Origin of the sequence: Polaromonas sp. (genome assembly GCF_030682935.1) — a bacterium.
Taxonomy (GTDB): domain Bacteria; phylum Pseudomonadota; class Gammaproteobacteria; order Burkholderiales; family Burkholderiaceae_C; genus Polaromonas.
In genome coordinates, this window is sequence record NZ_JAUXNA010000104.1 from 1 (window position 1) to 13,791 (window position 13,791).

Annotated in this window: 16 protein-coding genes; 4 read left to right on the plus strand and 12 right to left on the minus strand. The window is 59.0% G+C overall.

The window, feature by feature from the left end; genetic code table 11:
• Positions 1 to 225 precede the first annotated feature (225 nt).
• Positions 226 to 1,155: an adenylate/guanylate cyclase domain-containing protein gene (locus Q8K05_RS04695; protein WP_305245366.1), complete on the minus strand. Its 930-nt coding sequence runs from the start codon at positions 1,153 to 1,155 to the stop codon at positions 226 to 228.
• A gap of 102 nt (positions 1,156 to 1,257) precedes the next feature.
• Between Q8K05_RS04695 and Q8K05_RS04700 the strand changes: the two genes are divergently transcribed.
• Both Q8K05_RS04700 and Q8K05_RS04705 read left to right on the plus strand, forming a co-directional pair.
• Positions 1,258 to 1,566, plus strand: coding sequence for a hypothetical protein (locus tag Q8K05_RS04700; RefSeq protein WP_305245367.1), 309 nt, complete (start codon positions 1,258 to 1,260; stop codon positions 1,564 to 1,566).
• An 11-nt stretch (positions 1,567 to 1,577) separates the two neighbouring features.
• Positions 1,578 to 1,883 (plus strand): hypothetical protein, encoded by a 306-nt coding sequence (locus Q8K05_RS04705; protein ID WP_305245368.1) that lies wholly within the window; start codon positions 1,578 to 1,580, stop codon positions 1,881 to 1,883.
• A 32-nt stretch (positions 1,884 to 1,915) separates the two neighbouring features.
• Here the strand turns inward: Q8K05_RS04705 and Q8K05_RS04710 are convergent, their stop codons facing one another.
• The 6 genes from Q8K05_RS04710 to guaB form a co-directional block, all read right to left on the minus strand.
• Positions 1,916 to 2,866 (minus strand): LD-carboxypeptidase, encoded by a 951-nt coding sequence (locus tag Q8K05_RS04710; RefSeq protein ID WP_305245369.1) that lies wholly within the window; start codon positions 2,864 to 2,866, stop codon positions 1,916 to 1,918.
• A 30-nt stretch (positions 2,867 to 2,896) separates the two neighbouring features.
• On the minus strand, positions 2,897 to 4,267 hold the full coding sequence (gene tadA, locus Q8K05_RS04715) for a tRNA adenosine(34) deaminase TadA (RefSeq protein ID WP_305245370.1): 1,371 nt from the start codon (positions 4,265 to 4,267) through the stop codon (positions 2,897 to 2,899).
• 83 nt (positions 4,268 to 4,350) lie between these two features.
• A complete protein-coding gene (locus Q8K05_RS04720; RefSeq protein WP_305245371.1) occupies positions 4,351 to 4,608 on the minus strand; it encodes a hypothetical protein in 258 nt (85 codons plus the stop codon).
• Between the two features lie 63 nt (positions 4,609 to 4,671).
• Positions 4,672 to 4,809, minus strand: a complete 138-nt coding sequence (locus tag Q8K05_RS04725) for a hypothetical protein (protein ID WP_305245372.1) — start codon at positions 4,807 to 4,809, stop codon at positions 4,672 to 4,674.
• A 59-nt stretch (positions 4,810 to 4,868) separates the two neighbouring features.
• Entirely contained in the window at positions 4,869 to 6,491 is a 1,623-nt protein-coding gene (gene guaA, locus Q8K05_RS04730; RefSeq protein WP_305245373.1) for a glutamine-hydrolyzing GMP synthase, read from the minus strand.
• 92 nt (positions 6,492 to 6,583) lie between these two features.
• Positions 6,584 to 8,056 (minus strand): IMP dehydrogenase, encoded by a 1,473-nt coding sequence (gene guaB, locus Q8K05_RS04735; protein ID WP_305245374.1) that lies wholly within the window; start codon positions 8,054 to 8,056, stop codon positions 6,584 to 6,586.
• Between the two features lie 147 nt (positions 8,057 to 8,203).
• On the opposite strand from guaB, the gene Q8K05_RS04740 reads away from it, so the two are divergent.
• On the plus strand, positions 8,204 to 8,725 hold the full coding sequence (locus Q8K05_RS04740) for a DUF4124 domain-containing protein (protein WP_305245375.1): 522 nt from the start codon (positions 8,204 to 8,206) through the stop codon (positions 8,723 to 8,725).
• 12 nt (positions 8,726 to 8,737) lie between these two features.
• Here Q8K05_RS04740 and Q8K05_RS04745 read toward each other — a convergent pair whose 3' ends face one another.
• Together Q8K05_RS04745 and Q8K05_RS04750 are read right to left on the minus strand one after the other, a co-directional pair.
• Positions 8,738 to 9,067: an RnfH family protein gene (locus Q8K05_RS04745; protein ID WP_305245376.1), complete on the minus strand. Its 330-nt coding sequence runs from the start codon at positions 9,065 to 9,067 to the stop codon at positions 8,738 to 8,740.
• Positions 9,068 to 9,088: 21 nt separating this feature from the next.
• Positions 9,089 to 9,535, minus strand: coding sequence for a type II toxin-antitoxin system RatA family toxin (locus Q8K05_RS04750; protein ID WP_305245377.1), 447 nt, complete (start codon positions 9,533 to 9,535; stop codon positions 9,089 to 9,091).
• Positions 9,536 to 9,590: 55 nt separating this feature from the next.
• On the opposite strand from Q8K05_RS04750, the gene smpB reads away from it, so the two are divergent.
• Positions 9,591 to 10,148, plus strand: a complete 558-nt coding sequence (gene smpB, locus Q8K05_RS04755; protein WP_305245378.1) for an SsrA-binding protein SmpB — start codon at positions 9,591 to 9,593, stop codon at positions 10,146 to 10,148.
• 135 nt (positions 10,149 to 10,283) lie between these two features.
• Here the strand turns inward: smpB and Q8K05_RS04760 are convergent, their stop codons facing one another.
• From Q8K05_RS04760 to Q8K05_RS04770, 3 genes are all read right to left on the minus strand, one after another.
• Complete coding sequence (locus Q8K05_RS04760; RefSeq protein ID WP_305245379.1) at positions 10,284 to 11,501, minus strand: enoyl-CoA hydratase/isomerase family protein; 1,218 nt, start codon at positions 11,499 to 11,501, stop codon at positions 10,284 to 10,286.
• The gene (locus tag Q8K05_RS04765) at positions 11,498 to 12,373 is read right to left on the minus strand and encodes a DMT family transporter (RefSeq protein ID WP_305245380.1); all 876 of its coding nucleotides are present in this window, start codon (positions 12,371 to 12,373) and stop codon (positions 11,498 to 11,500) included. Before Q8K05_RS04765 ends, Q8K05_RS04760 begins: the two co-directional genes overlap by 4 nt.
• A 272-nt stretch (positions 12,374 to 12,645) precedes the next feature.
• Positions 12,646 to 13,605 carry an IS5 family transposase gene (locus Q8K05_RS04770; RefSeq protein ID WP_305245381.1) on the minus strand — a complete coding sequence of 320 codons (960 nt, stop codon included), beginning with the start codon at positions 13,603 to 13,605 and terminating at the stop codon, positions 12,646 to 12,648.
• Between the last annotated feature and the right edge of the window lie 186 nt (positions 13,606 to 13,791).

The window sequence follows — 13,791 nt, forward strand, 5'->3', positions numbered from 1 at the left end:
AAGGATTCGCCAGCGCATGGTCGACAATCTCGCCCATGCGGACCTGAAACTGGCCACGCGGGTCGCCGCATCGCTGGGCATCAATCGCCCGGACGCCTCGGTTTTCGCGATTACCGCATCACCGGTAAGGTCGACGAAGACCCTGCCTTGAGCATGCTGGCCCGGCCCGGCGGCGGCATAAAAATCCGCAAGATCGCCATTCCAGCGCCTTGGTGCCAGCGCGTACTACTTTTGCGCCCCGACTCGGGCCACAGGAAACTTAAAACTAACCGTGGGGACAGTGAAATCGTCAAAGGGCGCACCCAGCGCGATTTCACCTTCGAGCGGCAACACGCACTCCTGCCGGCGTAGCGCCACAACCGCTGCACTGTCCGAAAATCGAACCCAGGTACCGTAGCTGCTGACATCTTCCAGGTAGAACTTGCCTGCCAGCCACTCAATTCTGGCGTGTGTGCGCGAGACACGTGGATCCTGCACGACAAAATGTGCATCGCCATCACGCCCGAGAAAAATGGGCAGATCGTCCGACATGAACACGGTATGGACGTCCAGCCACGATAACTCGATGGCCTTGGCGGTTGCCGCCGCCTGGTCTGAAGCGGGTGTTAGTCCGGCCCGCAGCGTAAAGAACTCCGACAGCATTTCAGGCTGCCACTCGACTCTGTACACCACGCAGGCTTCGCTACGACCCCGGATGTCCAGGGCGCCCAGGCAGCGAAACCGCACAGGGCTGTCTGCCGCCAGTTGCTCGATCACGACTTCGGTAGCCAAAATCTGGTCTGGACCAGACAGATCACTCAGGCGGGACGCCACATTGACGGCATCACCGAAAATGTCGCTGTCTTGCTGCACGACTTCACCGCGCGCCATGCCGACCTGAAGCCGCATCTTGAGCGGATCTGGCCAGCTTTCAATGCGCTCACAGTGCACACGCTGAAGCTCGGTGACCGCCTCGAGCGCCTCGTTGTTTTGGGGAAACACCATCAGCACGCCATCACCCAGATACTTCACGGCATGCCCGCCATGACCTTCGCAGACCTTGCCAATCCATTGCGTCAAGCGCGTGATGGCCTGAGTGGCCTTGGTATTGCCCAGCGATTCAAAAACCCCGGTGCTTCCCGTGAGATCAGCAAAAACGACGGTAACTTCTGCCATAGGGCTATTGCAATTGCTTGTAGTTATTTAGAGTTATTAAAACATATACACCCGATGTGGAATTTGGTAAATGCCGCTTTTTTGTTCGCCCCATCAGGACCCATGGGTCTTGGTGAACTGGTTTTTGCCGAGGGGGACAAGTGCCGCATCACGATATACCGCGGACATCGAGGTTTTAAGGAAGACGCTCGAAATCTGGAAATCTTCCTTTGGATATTTTTTATTACCTTTATTGAAAAATCAATTAAAATGATTAAATTGATTTTTTACACAAATATGAGAGTTAGTGATTTGACAGCTACTCATCCCTACTCAAGAGCGATCCTTTTGCCCGCTGCTAATTGCGCGGGGCGGGGCCAGCATGCCTGGCAGAAAGTGTGTGCCTTATGGAATGGTTTAAACCCAATTTAAAAAGCAGCTTCATGGCTTTGCTCGGTTCGGTGGATATCGCGCCTTCGGTGCGGCAAGACCGCACCGACGACATCCGGGAACTGATTCTGGATGCGATGGGGGAGTTCGGAAAAAAGAACTACCCCAACATCATCCGCCACGTTCGCTATGCACAAGACGCCCAGGGCCTGTGGTACGCACGAGGCGATGTCATGACCGTGTTGGCGGCCGTACACGGAGAAACCATTGCACGGGAAAAACTGGCCGGCATCACTAAAAAATTCGAGGGACTTCTGCCCCGTGGCCTGAGTTCCAGGCCTAGCCCGCTGACCCACTGACAGGGGGCGGCCAGGCGTTCACCCAAAGGCCTTTAGTGCTGGTGGCCCCATAGTAAAAAGGCATCTCTTCCCTCGACAGCCAGCGTGGTTTTAAAGCCGACCGGCAGCAGCACTTTGGTGGCAACATGGCCAAATGGCAGTCCGGTCAGCACCCGCGCCTTGATCTGGCTCTGCAGCCAGGCCACCACCGTTGACAACTTGAAGCCCTTGTCGTGTGGGACCAGCTTGTAATTGGAAAACTGTCCAAAAATGACAGCTTTTTGCTGCGCCAGCACACCGGCATGCAGCAGTTGCGTGAGCATGCGTTCCACCCGGTACGGGTGCTCGCCGACGTCTTCCAGAAAAAGAATGCCGCCTTTGACGACGGGCAGATAGGGCGTTCCCACCAGCGACGACAGCATCGCCAGATTGCCACCCCAGAGCAGCGCATTTTCAATGCTAAAAGCTCCTTCTTCTCCCGCTAAGCCTGGATAGGCAGCTATTGAATTAATAGCATTTTTGGGAAGCTGCCAGCCCGCGCCCTCGCCCTGCCCCGTGATCAGGTCGTCAAAGCAGGCCTCCATGATGTCGTCTGGTGTGGCCGCGCTGCCAAAGTCTTCACCCAGCGCCGGGCCGGCCCAGGTCACTGCGCCGGTTTTGGCCAGAACTGCCGTCTGGAACGCCGTGAAATCGCTCAAGCCCACAAACTGGGTGCCCTTGGCGATAGCCTTGGCCACCGCCTTGTAGTTGATACCCGGCAGGATGCGCGTGAGGCCATAACCGCCGCGCGAAATCAGGGCGACATCGGCGCCACTGGCCGCCGCACGGTGGATGGCGGCAAGCCGGGTTTCATCGTCGCCCGCAAAACGCTGGTGACTCGCCAGTGCGGCCTCGTCAATTTCGACCTCGTGACCCAGGGTTTGGAGCCGCTTCACGCCGCGCTTGAAGCTTGCCTTGTCCCGCACGGCGCTGGAGGGCGAGTAGATATAGATATGTTTTTTCACAGGTACAAGTATCCCACTGCATCCCGCTGCTCAAAATCTGAAAAAATGCACTGCGCGCTGCGCAACCTGTTCGCCCTGCTCAGGCACGAAATGCCCGGCCTGCGGCAGCACCACGGCTTCCTCGCAGCCACGAATGAGCGACTGCAAGGTGCGCATGACGGGCTCGCCCAGCACCGGGTCTTGCGCGCCGATCACCATCAGCGCCTGCCCGGTCCAGCGTTCGCGCCAGAATTCCCGTGCTTCGCGCGAAACGGCTGCGCCGTCGGCTTCTTCAGACGCCGGCACCATGGCGGGAAAGGCGCGCAATGCGGCGCGGTGGCCTTTGTCTGGAAAGGGCGCGCTATAGGCCTTGCATTCTTCCGGACTCATCTGCGGGTTCCCGCGGGCCAGCAGACGCGCCACATCAAACTCCGGATACCTAGCGCACATCTCGCGCCAGGCCAAAAATCCGGCGGGCAGCGGCGCATCACCGCAGGCCAGTGTGGTGTTCATCACCAGCAGGCCTTTGTAGCGCCTTGGCGCGGCCATGGGCAGCGTGAGGCCTAGCAGACCGCCCCAATCCTGGACCACCAGCACAATGTTCTTTAAATCGAGCCGCTCCACCAACTCAAGCAGTATCTGGCGGTGCGCGCTGAAGCTGTGAAAGCTGTCTTTCTTGGGTTTGTCGCTTTTGCCAAAGCCGATCAGGTCGGGGGCCACCACCCGGTGTCCGGCCTGCAAAAAAATCGGAATCATCTTGCGGTACAGGTAGCTCCAGGCCGGGTTGCCATGTAGACACAGATAGGTCAACGCCTGGTCGCCGTCCTTCTCGTGTTCGTCCAGATAGTGCATGCGTAGACCACCCAGCGCGGGAAAATCGCTGACGTAGCGTGGCAGCCACGGGAAATCCGGCAGGCCGTTGAAAACGCCATCCACCGTGCGCAGCGCATCGTCGCGCAGCGGATGGGCTTGCCTGGCAAGCTCGCGTTGTTCAGATCGGCGCTGGCGAAAAAATTCTTGCAGCATTGCGCTGCTTTCTGAAGCGAGAACCCCGCCTGTCAGCTGAGTCTGGTGGTTGAGCTGCGCCTGCCCAAACAAGTCGATAACCGAACCGGCTGCGCCGGTCTTGGGATCAGGCGCACCAAACACCACGCGCTTGAGCCGGGCCTGCAGCATGGCGCCGCTGCACATGGCGCACGGCTCCAGCGTGACAAACAGCTCGCATTCATCGAGCCGGTAGTTGCCCAGCGCTTGCGCTGCGGCGCGCAGGGCCACGATCTCGGCGTGGGCTGTCGGATCATGCCCCTCTATAGGCGCGTTGCGGCCGGTGGCAATAACCTGGCCGCGCCGCACCACCACCGCACCCACCGGGACTTCGCCCGCCTCAGCGGCTTCCTGGGCCTGCGCCAAGGCCAATTTCATAAATCGGCTGTCAGGCATAAACACTACTTATTTGATAGCTACTTATGCCCGTCCCTATTTGGCCAACGGGACTTTTTATTAATTTATTGCTCATCGGGCATGGGTCGGGCTTGCTGCATGGCCTTTTCCATCGAATCCCGGATTTGCTGTTGTAGCTGCAGGCTTTGCGCTTGAGGGCTGGCGCCCGGTGCAGTGGCGGGCGCGGTGAGCGATGGATCCGCTGAATTCGGGGCCTGGACAGAAACGGACCCGGCGGGCAAAGCGGTCAGCTGCTTTTTCGCAAGTACGCCGACCACGACCAGCACGATCATCAGGCTCAAAAATCCGAAAATTGCCCGCATTTCAAGTCTCCTGAATGTGGCTTAGAAAAAACTCCAACCCAAACGCGCCACCCATGGGAAAAATCAATCCAGGACTCCGGACGCTGCCAGCGCATGGGCCCACAAACTGAAGCGATCTTCGCGTGGCGCATAAGCGCAGTACGCCGTGCGCAAAGCGTCGAGGCGCAGCGCTTCATTTTCAGGGATGGGCGGTGTGCGCATGGGCTTATCTTTCGAGTGACTCAGGGCCTGAGTAGGCGCGAAATCCCACAGTCAACAGCCTATTCCCACTCAATCGTCGCTGGTGGCTTGCTGCTCACGTCGTAAGTGACCCGGTTAATGCCGCGCACTTCATTGATGATGCGGCCGGAGACTTTTTTGAGCAGCGCATAAGGCAGTTCAGCCCAGTCCGCCGTCATGAAGTCGCTGGTTTGCACGGCGCGCAGGGCGACTACATACTCGTAGGTTCGGCCATCGCCCATCACGCCCACACTTTTGACGGGCAAAAACACCGTGAACGCCTGGCTGGTCAGGTCGTACCAGGTCTTGCCTGTTTCGGCGTCCTTGAAGTTGCGCAATTCTTCGATGAAGATGGCATCGGCGCGGCGCAGCAGATCGGCGTACTCTTTTTTGACTTCACCCAGAATCCGCACGCCCAGACCTGGTCCGGGAAAGGGGTGGCGGTAGACCATGTCGTGCGGCAAGCCCAGCGCAACGCCCAGTTCGCGCACTTCATCCTTGAAGAGTTCGCGCAAGGGCTCGAGCAGCTTCAGGCCAAGTTGTTCGGGCAAGCCGCCCACGTTGTGATGGCTTTTGATGGAGACGGCTTTTTTGCTTTTGGCACCGCCCGACTCGATCACGTCAGGGTAAATCGTGCCTTGGGCCAGCCATTTCGCGCCTTTGTAGGCGCCGTCCAGGCCTGCCTTGAGCCGTGCGGCCTCGGCCTTGAACACCTCGACAAACTCGCGGCCGATAATCTTGCGCTTGGCCTCTGGATCGCTCACCCCAGTGAGGTGACCGAGAAACTGATCAGCGGCATCCACGCGGATGACCCTGGCATGCAGCTTGCCCACAAACATGTCCATCACCATGTCGCCTTCGTTCAGGCGCAGCAGGCCGTGATCGACAAACACGCAGGTCAGCTGGTCGCCAATGGCGCGGTGTATCAGCGCCGCCGCCACCGATGAATCCACACCGCCCGACAGCCCGAGGATGACCTCCTCGTCGCCGACTTGCTGGCGAATCCTCTCGACCGCCTCAGCGACGTAGTCGCCCATGACCCAGTCGGGGCGCGCAGCGCAGATGTCGAGCACAAAGCGCTCCAAAATAGCCTTGCCCTGCGGGGTGTGCGTGACTTCGGGGTGAAACTGCACCGCGTAGTACTTGCGTTCTTCGTCGGCCATGCCGGCAATCGGGCAGGAATCGGTGGAGGCCATGACCTTGAAGCCGGGCGGCATCTCGGTCACGTTGTCGCCATGGCTCATCCAGACGTGAAGCATGCCGTGGCCTTCCGGCGTGACGTAATCCTGAATACCGTCCAACAGTTGGGTGTGGCCGCGGGCACGCACTTCGGCATAACCGAATTCGCGCTTGTGGCCGCCTTCGACCTTGCCGCCCAGTGCGGCGGCAATGGCGTACATGCCAAAGCAGATGCCCAGCACCGGGATACCCAGCTCAAACACGGCCTGGGGCGCGCGCAATGTTTCGTCTTCCCACAGGCTGGCATGGCTACCGGAAAGGATGATGCCCTTGAGGTTGCCGTCTTTGGCGTAGTCACGTAGCCAGTCGTTGGTCACATCACAGGGATGCACTTCACAGAAAACATGGGCTTCGCGCACGCGACGGGCAATCAGCTGGGTGACCTGGGAGCCGAAATCGAGGATCAGGATTTTGGAATGCTGCATGGCGAACGGTTTTGGGCAGTTTTAGGCTGTTTTTCAGTGAAACAATGAACGGGCGCCTGCTGCCAGACGCCCCGGGGGGATCAGCAGAAGGCTTAGTTGGCCCGGTAGTTGGGCGCTTCCGTGGTGATCTGCACGTCGTGCACGTGGCTCTCACTGATGCCTGCGGTGGTAATTTCCACAAACTCGGCTTTATTGCGCATGTCTTCAATGGTGGCGCAACCACAGTAACCCATGCTGGCCCGCAAGCCGCCAGCCATCTGAAAAATGATGGCGACCATGGAGCCTTTGTAGGGCACACGGCCTTCGATGCCCTCAGGGACAAGTTTGTCGGCCGTGGGGTTGCCGGTGCTCGACTCCTGAAAGTAGCGGTCTGCACTGCCTTGCTGCATGGCGCCTATGCTGCCCATGCCGCGGTAGCTTTTGTAGCTGCGGCCCTGGAACAAAATGACTTCGCCAGGCGCTTCTTCGGTCCCAGCGAACATGCCGCCCATCATCACCGTGTTGGCGCCTGCTGCGATGGCTTTGGCAATGTCGCCGCTGTAGCGGATACCGCCGTCGGCAATCAGCGGAACACCGCTGCCGCGCAAGGCCATTGCCACGTTGTCGATGGCCATGATCTGCGGCACACCGACACCGGCCACGATACGGGTGGTGCAAATGCTGCCCGGGCCAATGCCGACCTTGACGCCGTCTGCACCGGCCTCGGCCAGCGCAATCGCTGCCGCGCCGGTTGCAATATTGCCGCCAATCACATCAATCTGGGGATAGTTCTGCTTGACCCAGCGCACGCGGTCAATCACACCCTTGCTGTGTCCGTGCGCGGTATCCACCACAATGGCGTCAACACCGGCCCTGACCAAGGCTTCGACACGCTCTTCTGTACCCGCGCCGACACCGACAGCCGCGCCCACGCGCAACTGACCACGCGCGTCGCGCGCAGCGTTGGGAAAGCTGGTCTGTTTCAGGATGTCCTTGACGGTGATCAGGCCCTTGAGCTCGAAATCATCGTTGATCAGCAGCACGCGTTCGATCCGGTGCTTGTTCAGCAGCGCCTTGGCATCAGCCAGCGTCGCGGTCTCATCAGGCATGGTGATCAGGCGTTCACGCGGCGTCATGATGGTGCTGACCGGCACATCCATGCGCGACTCGAAGCGCATGTCGCGCCCGGTCACGATGCCGACCACCTTGCCGCCATCAATCACGGGAAAACCGGAGATACCCAGCTGCTCGCTGAGTGCCATGACCTGCCGCACCGTGTGCGTCGGGGTGATTACAACGGGATCGCGCAGCACGCCGCTTTCGTAGCGCTTGACCTTGGCCACCTCGGCCGCCTGCTGCTGGGGCGTCAGGTTTTTATGGATGATACCGATTCCGCCCTCCTGGGCAATGGCAATGGCCAGCCGGGCTTCAGTCACCGTGTCCATGGCCGCCGACACGAGCGGCATGTTCAGGCGAATGTTTCGGGAAAACTGGGTGGAAAGTGAGGCGTCCTTGGGCAGGACCTGGGAGAACGCTGGCACCAACAATACGTCGTCGAAGGTGAGCGCTTTGCCGAGTAGGCGCATAGAGAAAGCTCCAAAAATGCGATTGTACCCTTGTCTTTTGCGCCCACTGCGCGCGCGCTGCCCGGCAAGGCCTTGTGCCCGGGTCTTGCAAAAAAGCTTTTCCCGTGTGCCTGGAAAAACTTTACTGCACAACGCTACACTGGCGAAATGGACTCCAAACTTGTACCCCGAACCCTGATTTTTGCTATCGCTGGCGTGTCATTGTCGATCAGCGCATGGGCCCAGTGGCAATGGATTGACAAGGACGGGCGAAAAGTCTTCAGTGACCGATCGCCACCGGCCGAGATTCAGGAAAAAGACATCTTGAAACGCCCTGGCGCCAGCAGCAACTCGCCTGGGTCCCCCGCAGGTAACAGCGTGGCCGCCTCCCCTGCCGCTGCGGAAAAAGTCAGCGCTCCCCGGCTGTCAGGCAAGGACGCACAACTTGAAGCCCGGAAAAAACAGGCAGAAGATGCGGAAGCCGCCAACAAAAAAGCCGAAGAAGAAAAAACAGCGAAGGCCAGGGCCGACAACTGTGAACGCGCTAAAAGAGGCCTCGCCAGTTTTGAGTCCGGCGTCAGGATTTCGGTCATCAATGCCCGGGGCGAACGCGAAATCATGGACGACGCGGCCCGTGTAGCAGAAACAAAGCGCCTTCAAGGCATCGCCGGCAGCGACTGCAAACTATAAAATTCCCGGACTTCAATAACCGGCTTTGGCACCGGCGCGGGTCTTGGAAAATAGCCCGGCGCTTTTTACCCCTTGGCGGTTAAACCGCTCGCGACGCGCCACTTTGGGATCTACCCGTAGGCCACGGTAGATTTCCACCCTGTCTTTATCGTGCAGCTGATGCGCCAAGCTGCTTTTCCGGCCCCAGATTCCAATCGCGAAGGGTGCGGTCAACAGTTCCGGGAAGGCCTCGAAAATAAGGCTTGCCGCAAGCGCCTGCTCCACACTGGCGCCCGCTGCAAGCACCAGATTCCATTCACGAACCTGGCGCGGCGCGGGGGAGTAAACAAGCGAGACCTTCACGCGTGACCTGCCTTTCAGCCCTCAGGCTTCGCCATAAACCTGGGACGCTCGTTTGACGAAGGCGTCCACCAGGCTCCCGGCAATCTTGTCAAATACCGGGCCTACCAGCGAGGCCAGGGTCGCGTTATTAAAATCGTAGCTCAAAGTGAACTCGACCTTGCACGCACGCTGGGTATCGTCGCCCAGCGGGAGAAAGTGCCAATCGCCATCGAGATTGGAAAAAGGGCCGTTCACCAGCTTGAGGCTGACCCTGCGGTCTTTTTCGTGCAGGTTGCGCGTGGTAAAGCTTTGCTTCAGGCCGGCAATCGAAATGCCGACCTTGGCAGTCATGCCGTCGGCGGTTTCTTCCAGCACAGAGGCCTGGTTGCACCAAGGCAGAAATTGCGGATAGCTGGCAACGTCAGTGACCAGGCCAAACATTTCAGCGGCGCTGTACCAAATTAGAACGGACTTGTGAACGGTTTTCATACAATGCGGGGTTGCGCGCAATTGTATTAGCCGATGCCGCCCTTAACTCTTAGCCATGGCCACCAAAGAAGCATCCTCCTCCAAAAAACCAGCCGCCGCCTCGTCCGGAAAACCCACCGGAAAGCCAGTCAGCAACCTCTCCCCGAAGGCTGCTGCTGCTGCCATACGCATTGCCGATAACAAAAAGGCTACCTTCAATTACCACATTGAAGAGCGCTTTGAGGCCGGTATGGTGCTCGAAGGCTGGGAAGTGAAATCCGTGCGCGAAGGCAAGGTGCAGCTCACCGATGGTTATGTGGTGATCCGCAACGGCGAACTCTTCATCATCGGTTGCCAGATCAACCCCCTCGGCACCGCCTCGACCCATGTTCGTCCCGACTCGGTGCGCACCAAAAAACTGCTGATGCACAAGGAAGAGATACGCCGGCTGATTGGCAAGATCGACCAGAAAGGCTTCACGCTGGTGCCGCTGAACATGCACTGGAAAGCCGGCAAGGTGAAATGCGAGATCGGTCTGGCCAAGGGCAAGGCCGAGCATGACAAACGCGACACCATCAAGGACCGTGAGGGCAAGCGTGAAGTGGACCGCGCGATGAAGTCCAGAAACCGCTAAATCTTCATCGCACGCCCGCAAGGCATAAAGCCTCAAAAAGGGACCAAGAATAGACGGGGTTGACCCGGGTTTTGCTTAGGCCCTGAGCGCTGCGTTATCTCGCGAAGCGTTGATGTAACTGGCCCAGCTGCTTGCCTAAAGGTCGCGCAAAGGGTGCGTTTCTGCGCTCCACGGACTGACGAAAAACGCATCGGCCATGCCCGGTTTCACGTCTTCAATACGCGCAGGCCTCCATTGCGGCTTGTAGTCCTTGTCAACCGCCAGCGCACGTATGCCCTCCACGGTTTCGCTTTCCGTGCCGGGGCGCAGGTGAAAGCACTGGTACACCATGTCCCGCTCCATGCGCAGGTCATCGGCCAGCGTCATGGTGCGCGCCTTGCGGATCTGCTCCAGCACCACGTGCAGCATGAGCGGCGAGCGCTTGCGCAAGGTGACCGCTGTTTTGAGCGCCCAAGGATCGGGCGACGCTTCCAGCGCATCGACGATGTGCTTGACCCGCAGCAATGAAAAATAGGCATCTATTTTGCCTGTGGCGCATGCTGGATGAGTGCCATCAGCTATCAATTCAGTAGCAATCCATTGATCGACTTCAGCAGCGCAAGCAAAGACCTGCTCGCCGAGGTTCGCCCAGAGCGATGGCAGGGCTGCAGCCTCCAGCTTGACGTCAGCCAAGCCATAGCCGAGCGCCTCATCAGCGCCAATGACCTCGCCGGTCAGCGCCAGATATTCGCCCACGTGGCCCGGGCAGCGGCTCAGGAAGTAGCCGCCGCCCACGTCGGGAAACAGCCCGATGTTGGTCTCGGGCATCGCCATCTTGGTGCGCTCGGTCACGATGCGTACGCGGGCGCCCTGAGCACGTGCAGACGGGCTTGCCCGGCCTGCACCTTCATCTTTGCCCCCTGGGGCGGCCAGGGCAAGGCCCTGGCAAAGCCCCATGCCGCCGCCCATCACCACGCCGTCCATGAAGGCAATATAGGGCTTGGGATAGGTGTGGATCAGGTGATTGAGGGTGTATTCCTCGGTAAAGAATTCGTCCAGCGCCGTATCCCCGGCCAAGGCCGCCTGATGGAAAAACCGGATGTCGCCGCCGGCGCAAAAACCGCCAAAAAGGCTCTCAGGCGTGCCCGGACGCCCCATCTTGTTGGTCCCCCGGATGGCCACGACCAGAACTTCCGGGTCATCGCGCCAGGCGCGCAGGGTGCTGAGCAGGTCACGCACCATCTGCAGCGACAGGGCATTGAGGGCCTTGGGCCGGTTCAGCGTGATGAGTCCGGCGCTTCCCCGGCGCTCCACCACCACATCACCCGCCACGTCGATTGTTTTTACTTCTGTTGTCATAGCTTCCTTGTTCATGATCTTTGTCTCCATCCAATCAGTTCGTTGACCACCAGCGCGCCGATCACCAGCGCACCCCCGGTCAACACGTTTGATCCGGGCACCTCGTTGGCACCGAACCATGCCAGCAGGATGCCGAAGATGACCTCCAGCAGCGCCAGCAGCGCTATCTCGGGCGCCTTCAGCACGCTGGCGCACATGACCGCCAGCACACAGGGAATGGCGAGCTGAACCAGTCCGAGCAAGGCCAGCAAACCCATGTCATGCGGCGTCGCCGAAAAGGGAAAGGCCAGCGGCAGGGTCACCAGCGCAGAGAGCGCCGCGCCCACCAGCACGGCAGGCACCATGTCAATGTTCTGCCCATGGGCGCGGCTGTACTGCACCACGGTCCAGTTGCAGGCACCGGCCAGCGGGACCAGCAGCGCCACCAGCGTGCCGGCAAGGTGGCTGGAGAAGTCCATTTGCGCGCCGAACATCCAGCCAATGCCCACCCCCGCCATGCCGATGGCCAACCAGGTGCGCGATGGAATGCGATGGCCAATGAAAACACGCGCCAGCAGGGCCGTGATCAGGGGGCCGGCCGCCATCGTGATCAGTACATTGGCGACCGTCGTGAGCATGATCGCCACCATGAAGGCCGTGAACATCACACTCCAGCAAACGCCGGACAGCCAGAACGCAAAGCCGCCATGGCGGATTCTGGAAAAAACCGCCCGACCCTGAAAAACCGGCAGGATGACCAGCAAGGACAGCACGGTAAAAAAACTGCGCCAGAACGTCACTTCAAAGCTGCGCGCCGACTCCAGCTGTCGGGTCACGACGCCTGCAATCGACCACATCAGGGTGACGAGAACCATCACGGCAACGGCGCGTGAATGCGTGAGTTTCATGAAAACACCTGTGCCAATAAAACACCTGCAAACGTAAAAAAGGCCGCTGCACGGCAGCGGCCTCTGGCAATTTATGCCCTGTTTACCACGAGCCGCCGCAGCGGCCCAAGGCTTAGGGATGGTCTGAATAACTCGAGGCCAATTGAAGTAGCAGGTCGTTGATTTTCAAATAGTGGAATTTTTCGGGCAAGCTCCAGAAATTTCGACTATTTTTCCGCCCCCAAGGACTTTCTTCACCCTTGGCAGGGCACTTGCCCCGTTTTCGGGCGCACTCATGCCCCAGTCACCATCAATTTGCTGCGCACCATCCACAAATTGGACAACGCAAACAACGTGACGAGCTGCGCCGTGTTTTTCTTGAGCCCGCGATAGCGAACCTTCACAAATCCAAACTGGCGCTTGATCACCCGAAACGGATGTTCCACCTTGGCCCGAATGCCTGCCTTGAACTTTTCAGTCTGCTCAATCAGCGCATCGGCCTCATTTTCTTTGTCGAGTGCCTTTCGCTTGCCCGGACGCATGGCGATATGCCAGGTAACACCCGTCCTGGCATCAGGACGCTTGTCAATTCCCTGGTAGCCAGCATCGCCAAAGGCGACGGTTTCTTCTCCATGCATTAGTGAGTTGCCTTCTGTCACATCACCCACATGACCGGATGTGCCGCGCACGGTATGTACCAATCCAGAATCGGAATCGACGCCAATATGGGCCTTCATGCCAAAGTACCACTGGTTGCCCTTCTTGCTGGAATGCATCTCGGGGTCGCGTGCCTTGTCTTTGTTTTTGGTGGCGCACGGTGCCGGGATCAGGGTGGCATCGACTGCGGTGCCCGCCTTGAGTAGCAAGCCTTGTTTGCTCAGAAGCTCGTTGACGGTGAGCAAAATTTGCTCTGCCAGTTTGTGCTTTTCCAGCCGGTGGCGAAAGCGCAGGATGGTCGATTCATCAGGCATGCGGGAGAACTCTTCAAGCTGGGCGAATTCACGGTACAGCGGTGTGTCGAAGAACGCCTCTTGCATGGCCGGGTCCGACAGCGTGAACCATTGCTGCATGAAGTGGATCCGAAGCATTGTCAATAAAGAAAATGGTGGTCGGCCTGTACGACCTTCTGGGTAGTACGGAGCAATGAGTTTGACCAACGCAGCCCATGGAACCACTTGATCCATCTGCTCCAGGAACACTTGCTTGCGGGTCTTCTTCACGCTGAGATTGAGGTTCAAGGCGGCTTGCTTCATAGGCGATATTTTCTCAGCTGCGGCTTACATCAAGCACACAACTGAGGGAGTTATGCAGAGTTTCCTTAGGTCATCCGGTCCCGCAGCCGCGCAAACACCGTCCAGAATGCCGCCTCCTGCGTGGTCGCAAAGTTGATGCGCATCAGGGTGCTGGGCTTGCGCACCGCGTGAAACAGCGCGCCGGGG

Bases quoted from the DNA above. Each gene is read 5' to 3' on its own strand.
- Q8K05_RS04695 (WP_305245366.1), bottom strand. From the start codon at position 1,155: ATGGCAGAAGTTACCGTCGTTTTTGCTGATCTCACGGGAAGCACCGGG.
- Q8K05_RS04700 (WP_305245367.1), top strand. From the start codon at position 1,258: ATGGGTCTTGGTGAACTGGTTTTTGCCGAGGGGGACAAGTGCCGCATC.
- Q8K05_RS04705 (WP_305245368.1), top strand. From the start codon at position 1,578: ATGGCTTTGCTCGGTTCGGTGGATATCGCGCCTTCGGTGCGGCAAGAC.
- tadA (WP_305245370.1), bottom strand. From the start codon at position 4,267: ATGAAATTGGCCTTGGCGCAGGCCCAGGAAGCCGCTGAGGCGGGCGAA.
- Q8K05_RS04720 (WP_305245371.1), bottom strand. From the start codon at position 4,608: ATGCGGGCAATTTTCGGATTTTTGAGCCTGATGATCGTGCTGGTCGTG.
- Q8K05_RS04725 (WP_305245372.1), bottom strand. From the start codon at position 4,809: ATGCGCACACCGCCCATCCCTGAAAATGAAGCGCTGCGCCTCGACGCT.
- guaA (WP_305245373.1), bottom strand. From the start codon at position 6,491: ATGCAGCATTCCAAAATCCTGATCCTCGATTTCGGCTCCCAGGTCACC.
- guaB (WP_305245374.1), bottom strand. From the start codon at position 8,056: ATGCGCCTACTCGGCAAAGCGCTCACCTTCGACGACGTATTGTTGGTG.
- Q8K05_RS04740 (WP_305245375.1), top strand. From the start codon at position 8,204: ATGGACTCCAAACTTGTACCCCGAACCCTGATTTTTGCTATCGCTGGC.
- Q8K05_RS04750 (WP_305245377.1), bottom strand. From the start codon at position 9,535: ATGAAAACCGTTCACAAGTCCGTTCTAATTTGGTACAGCGCCGCTGAA.
- smpB (WP_305245378.1), top strand. From the start codon at position 9,591: ATGGCCACCAAAGAAGCATCCTCCTCCAAAAAACCAGCCGCCGCCTCG.
- Q8K05_RS04760 (WP_305245379.1), bottom strand. From the start codon at position 11,501: ATGAACAAGGAAGCTATGACAACAGAAGTAAAAACAATCGACGTGGCG.
- Q8K05_RS04765 (WP_305245380.1), bottom strand. From the start codon at position 12,373: ATGAAACTCACGCATTCACGCGCCGTTGCCGTGATGGTTCTCGTCACC.
- Q8K05_RS04770 (WP_305245381.1), bottom strand. From the start codon at position 13,605: ATGAAGCAAGCCGCCTTGAACCTCAATCTCAGCGTGAAGAAGACCCGC.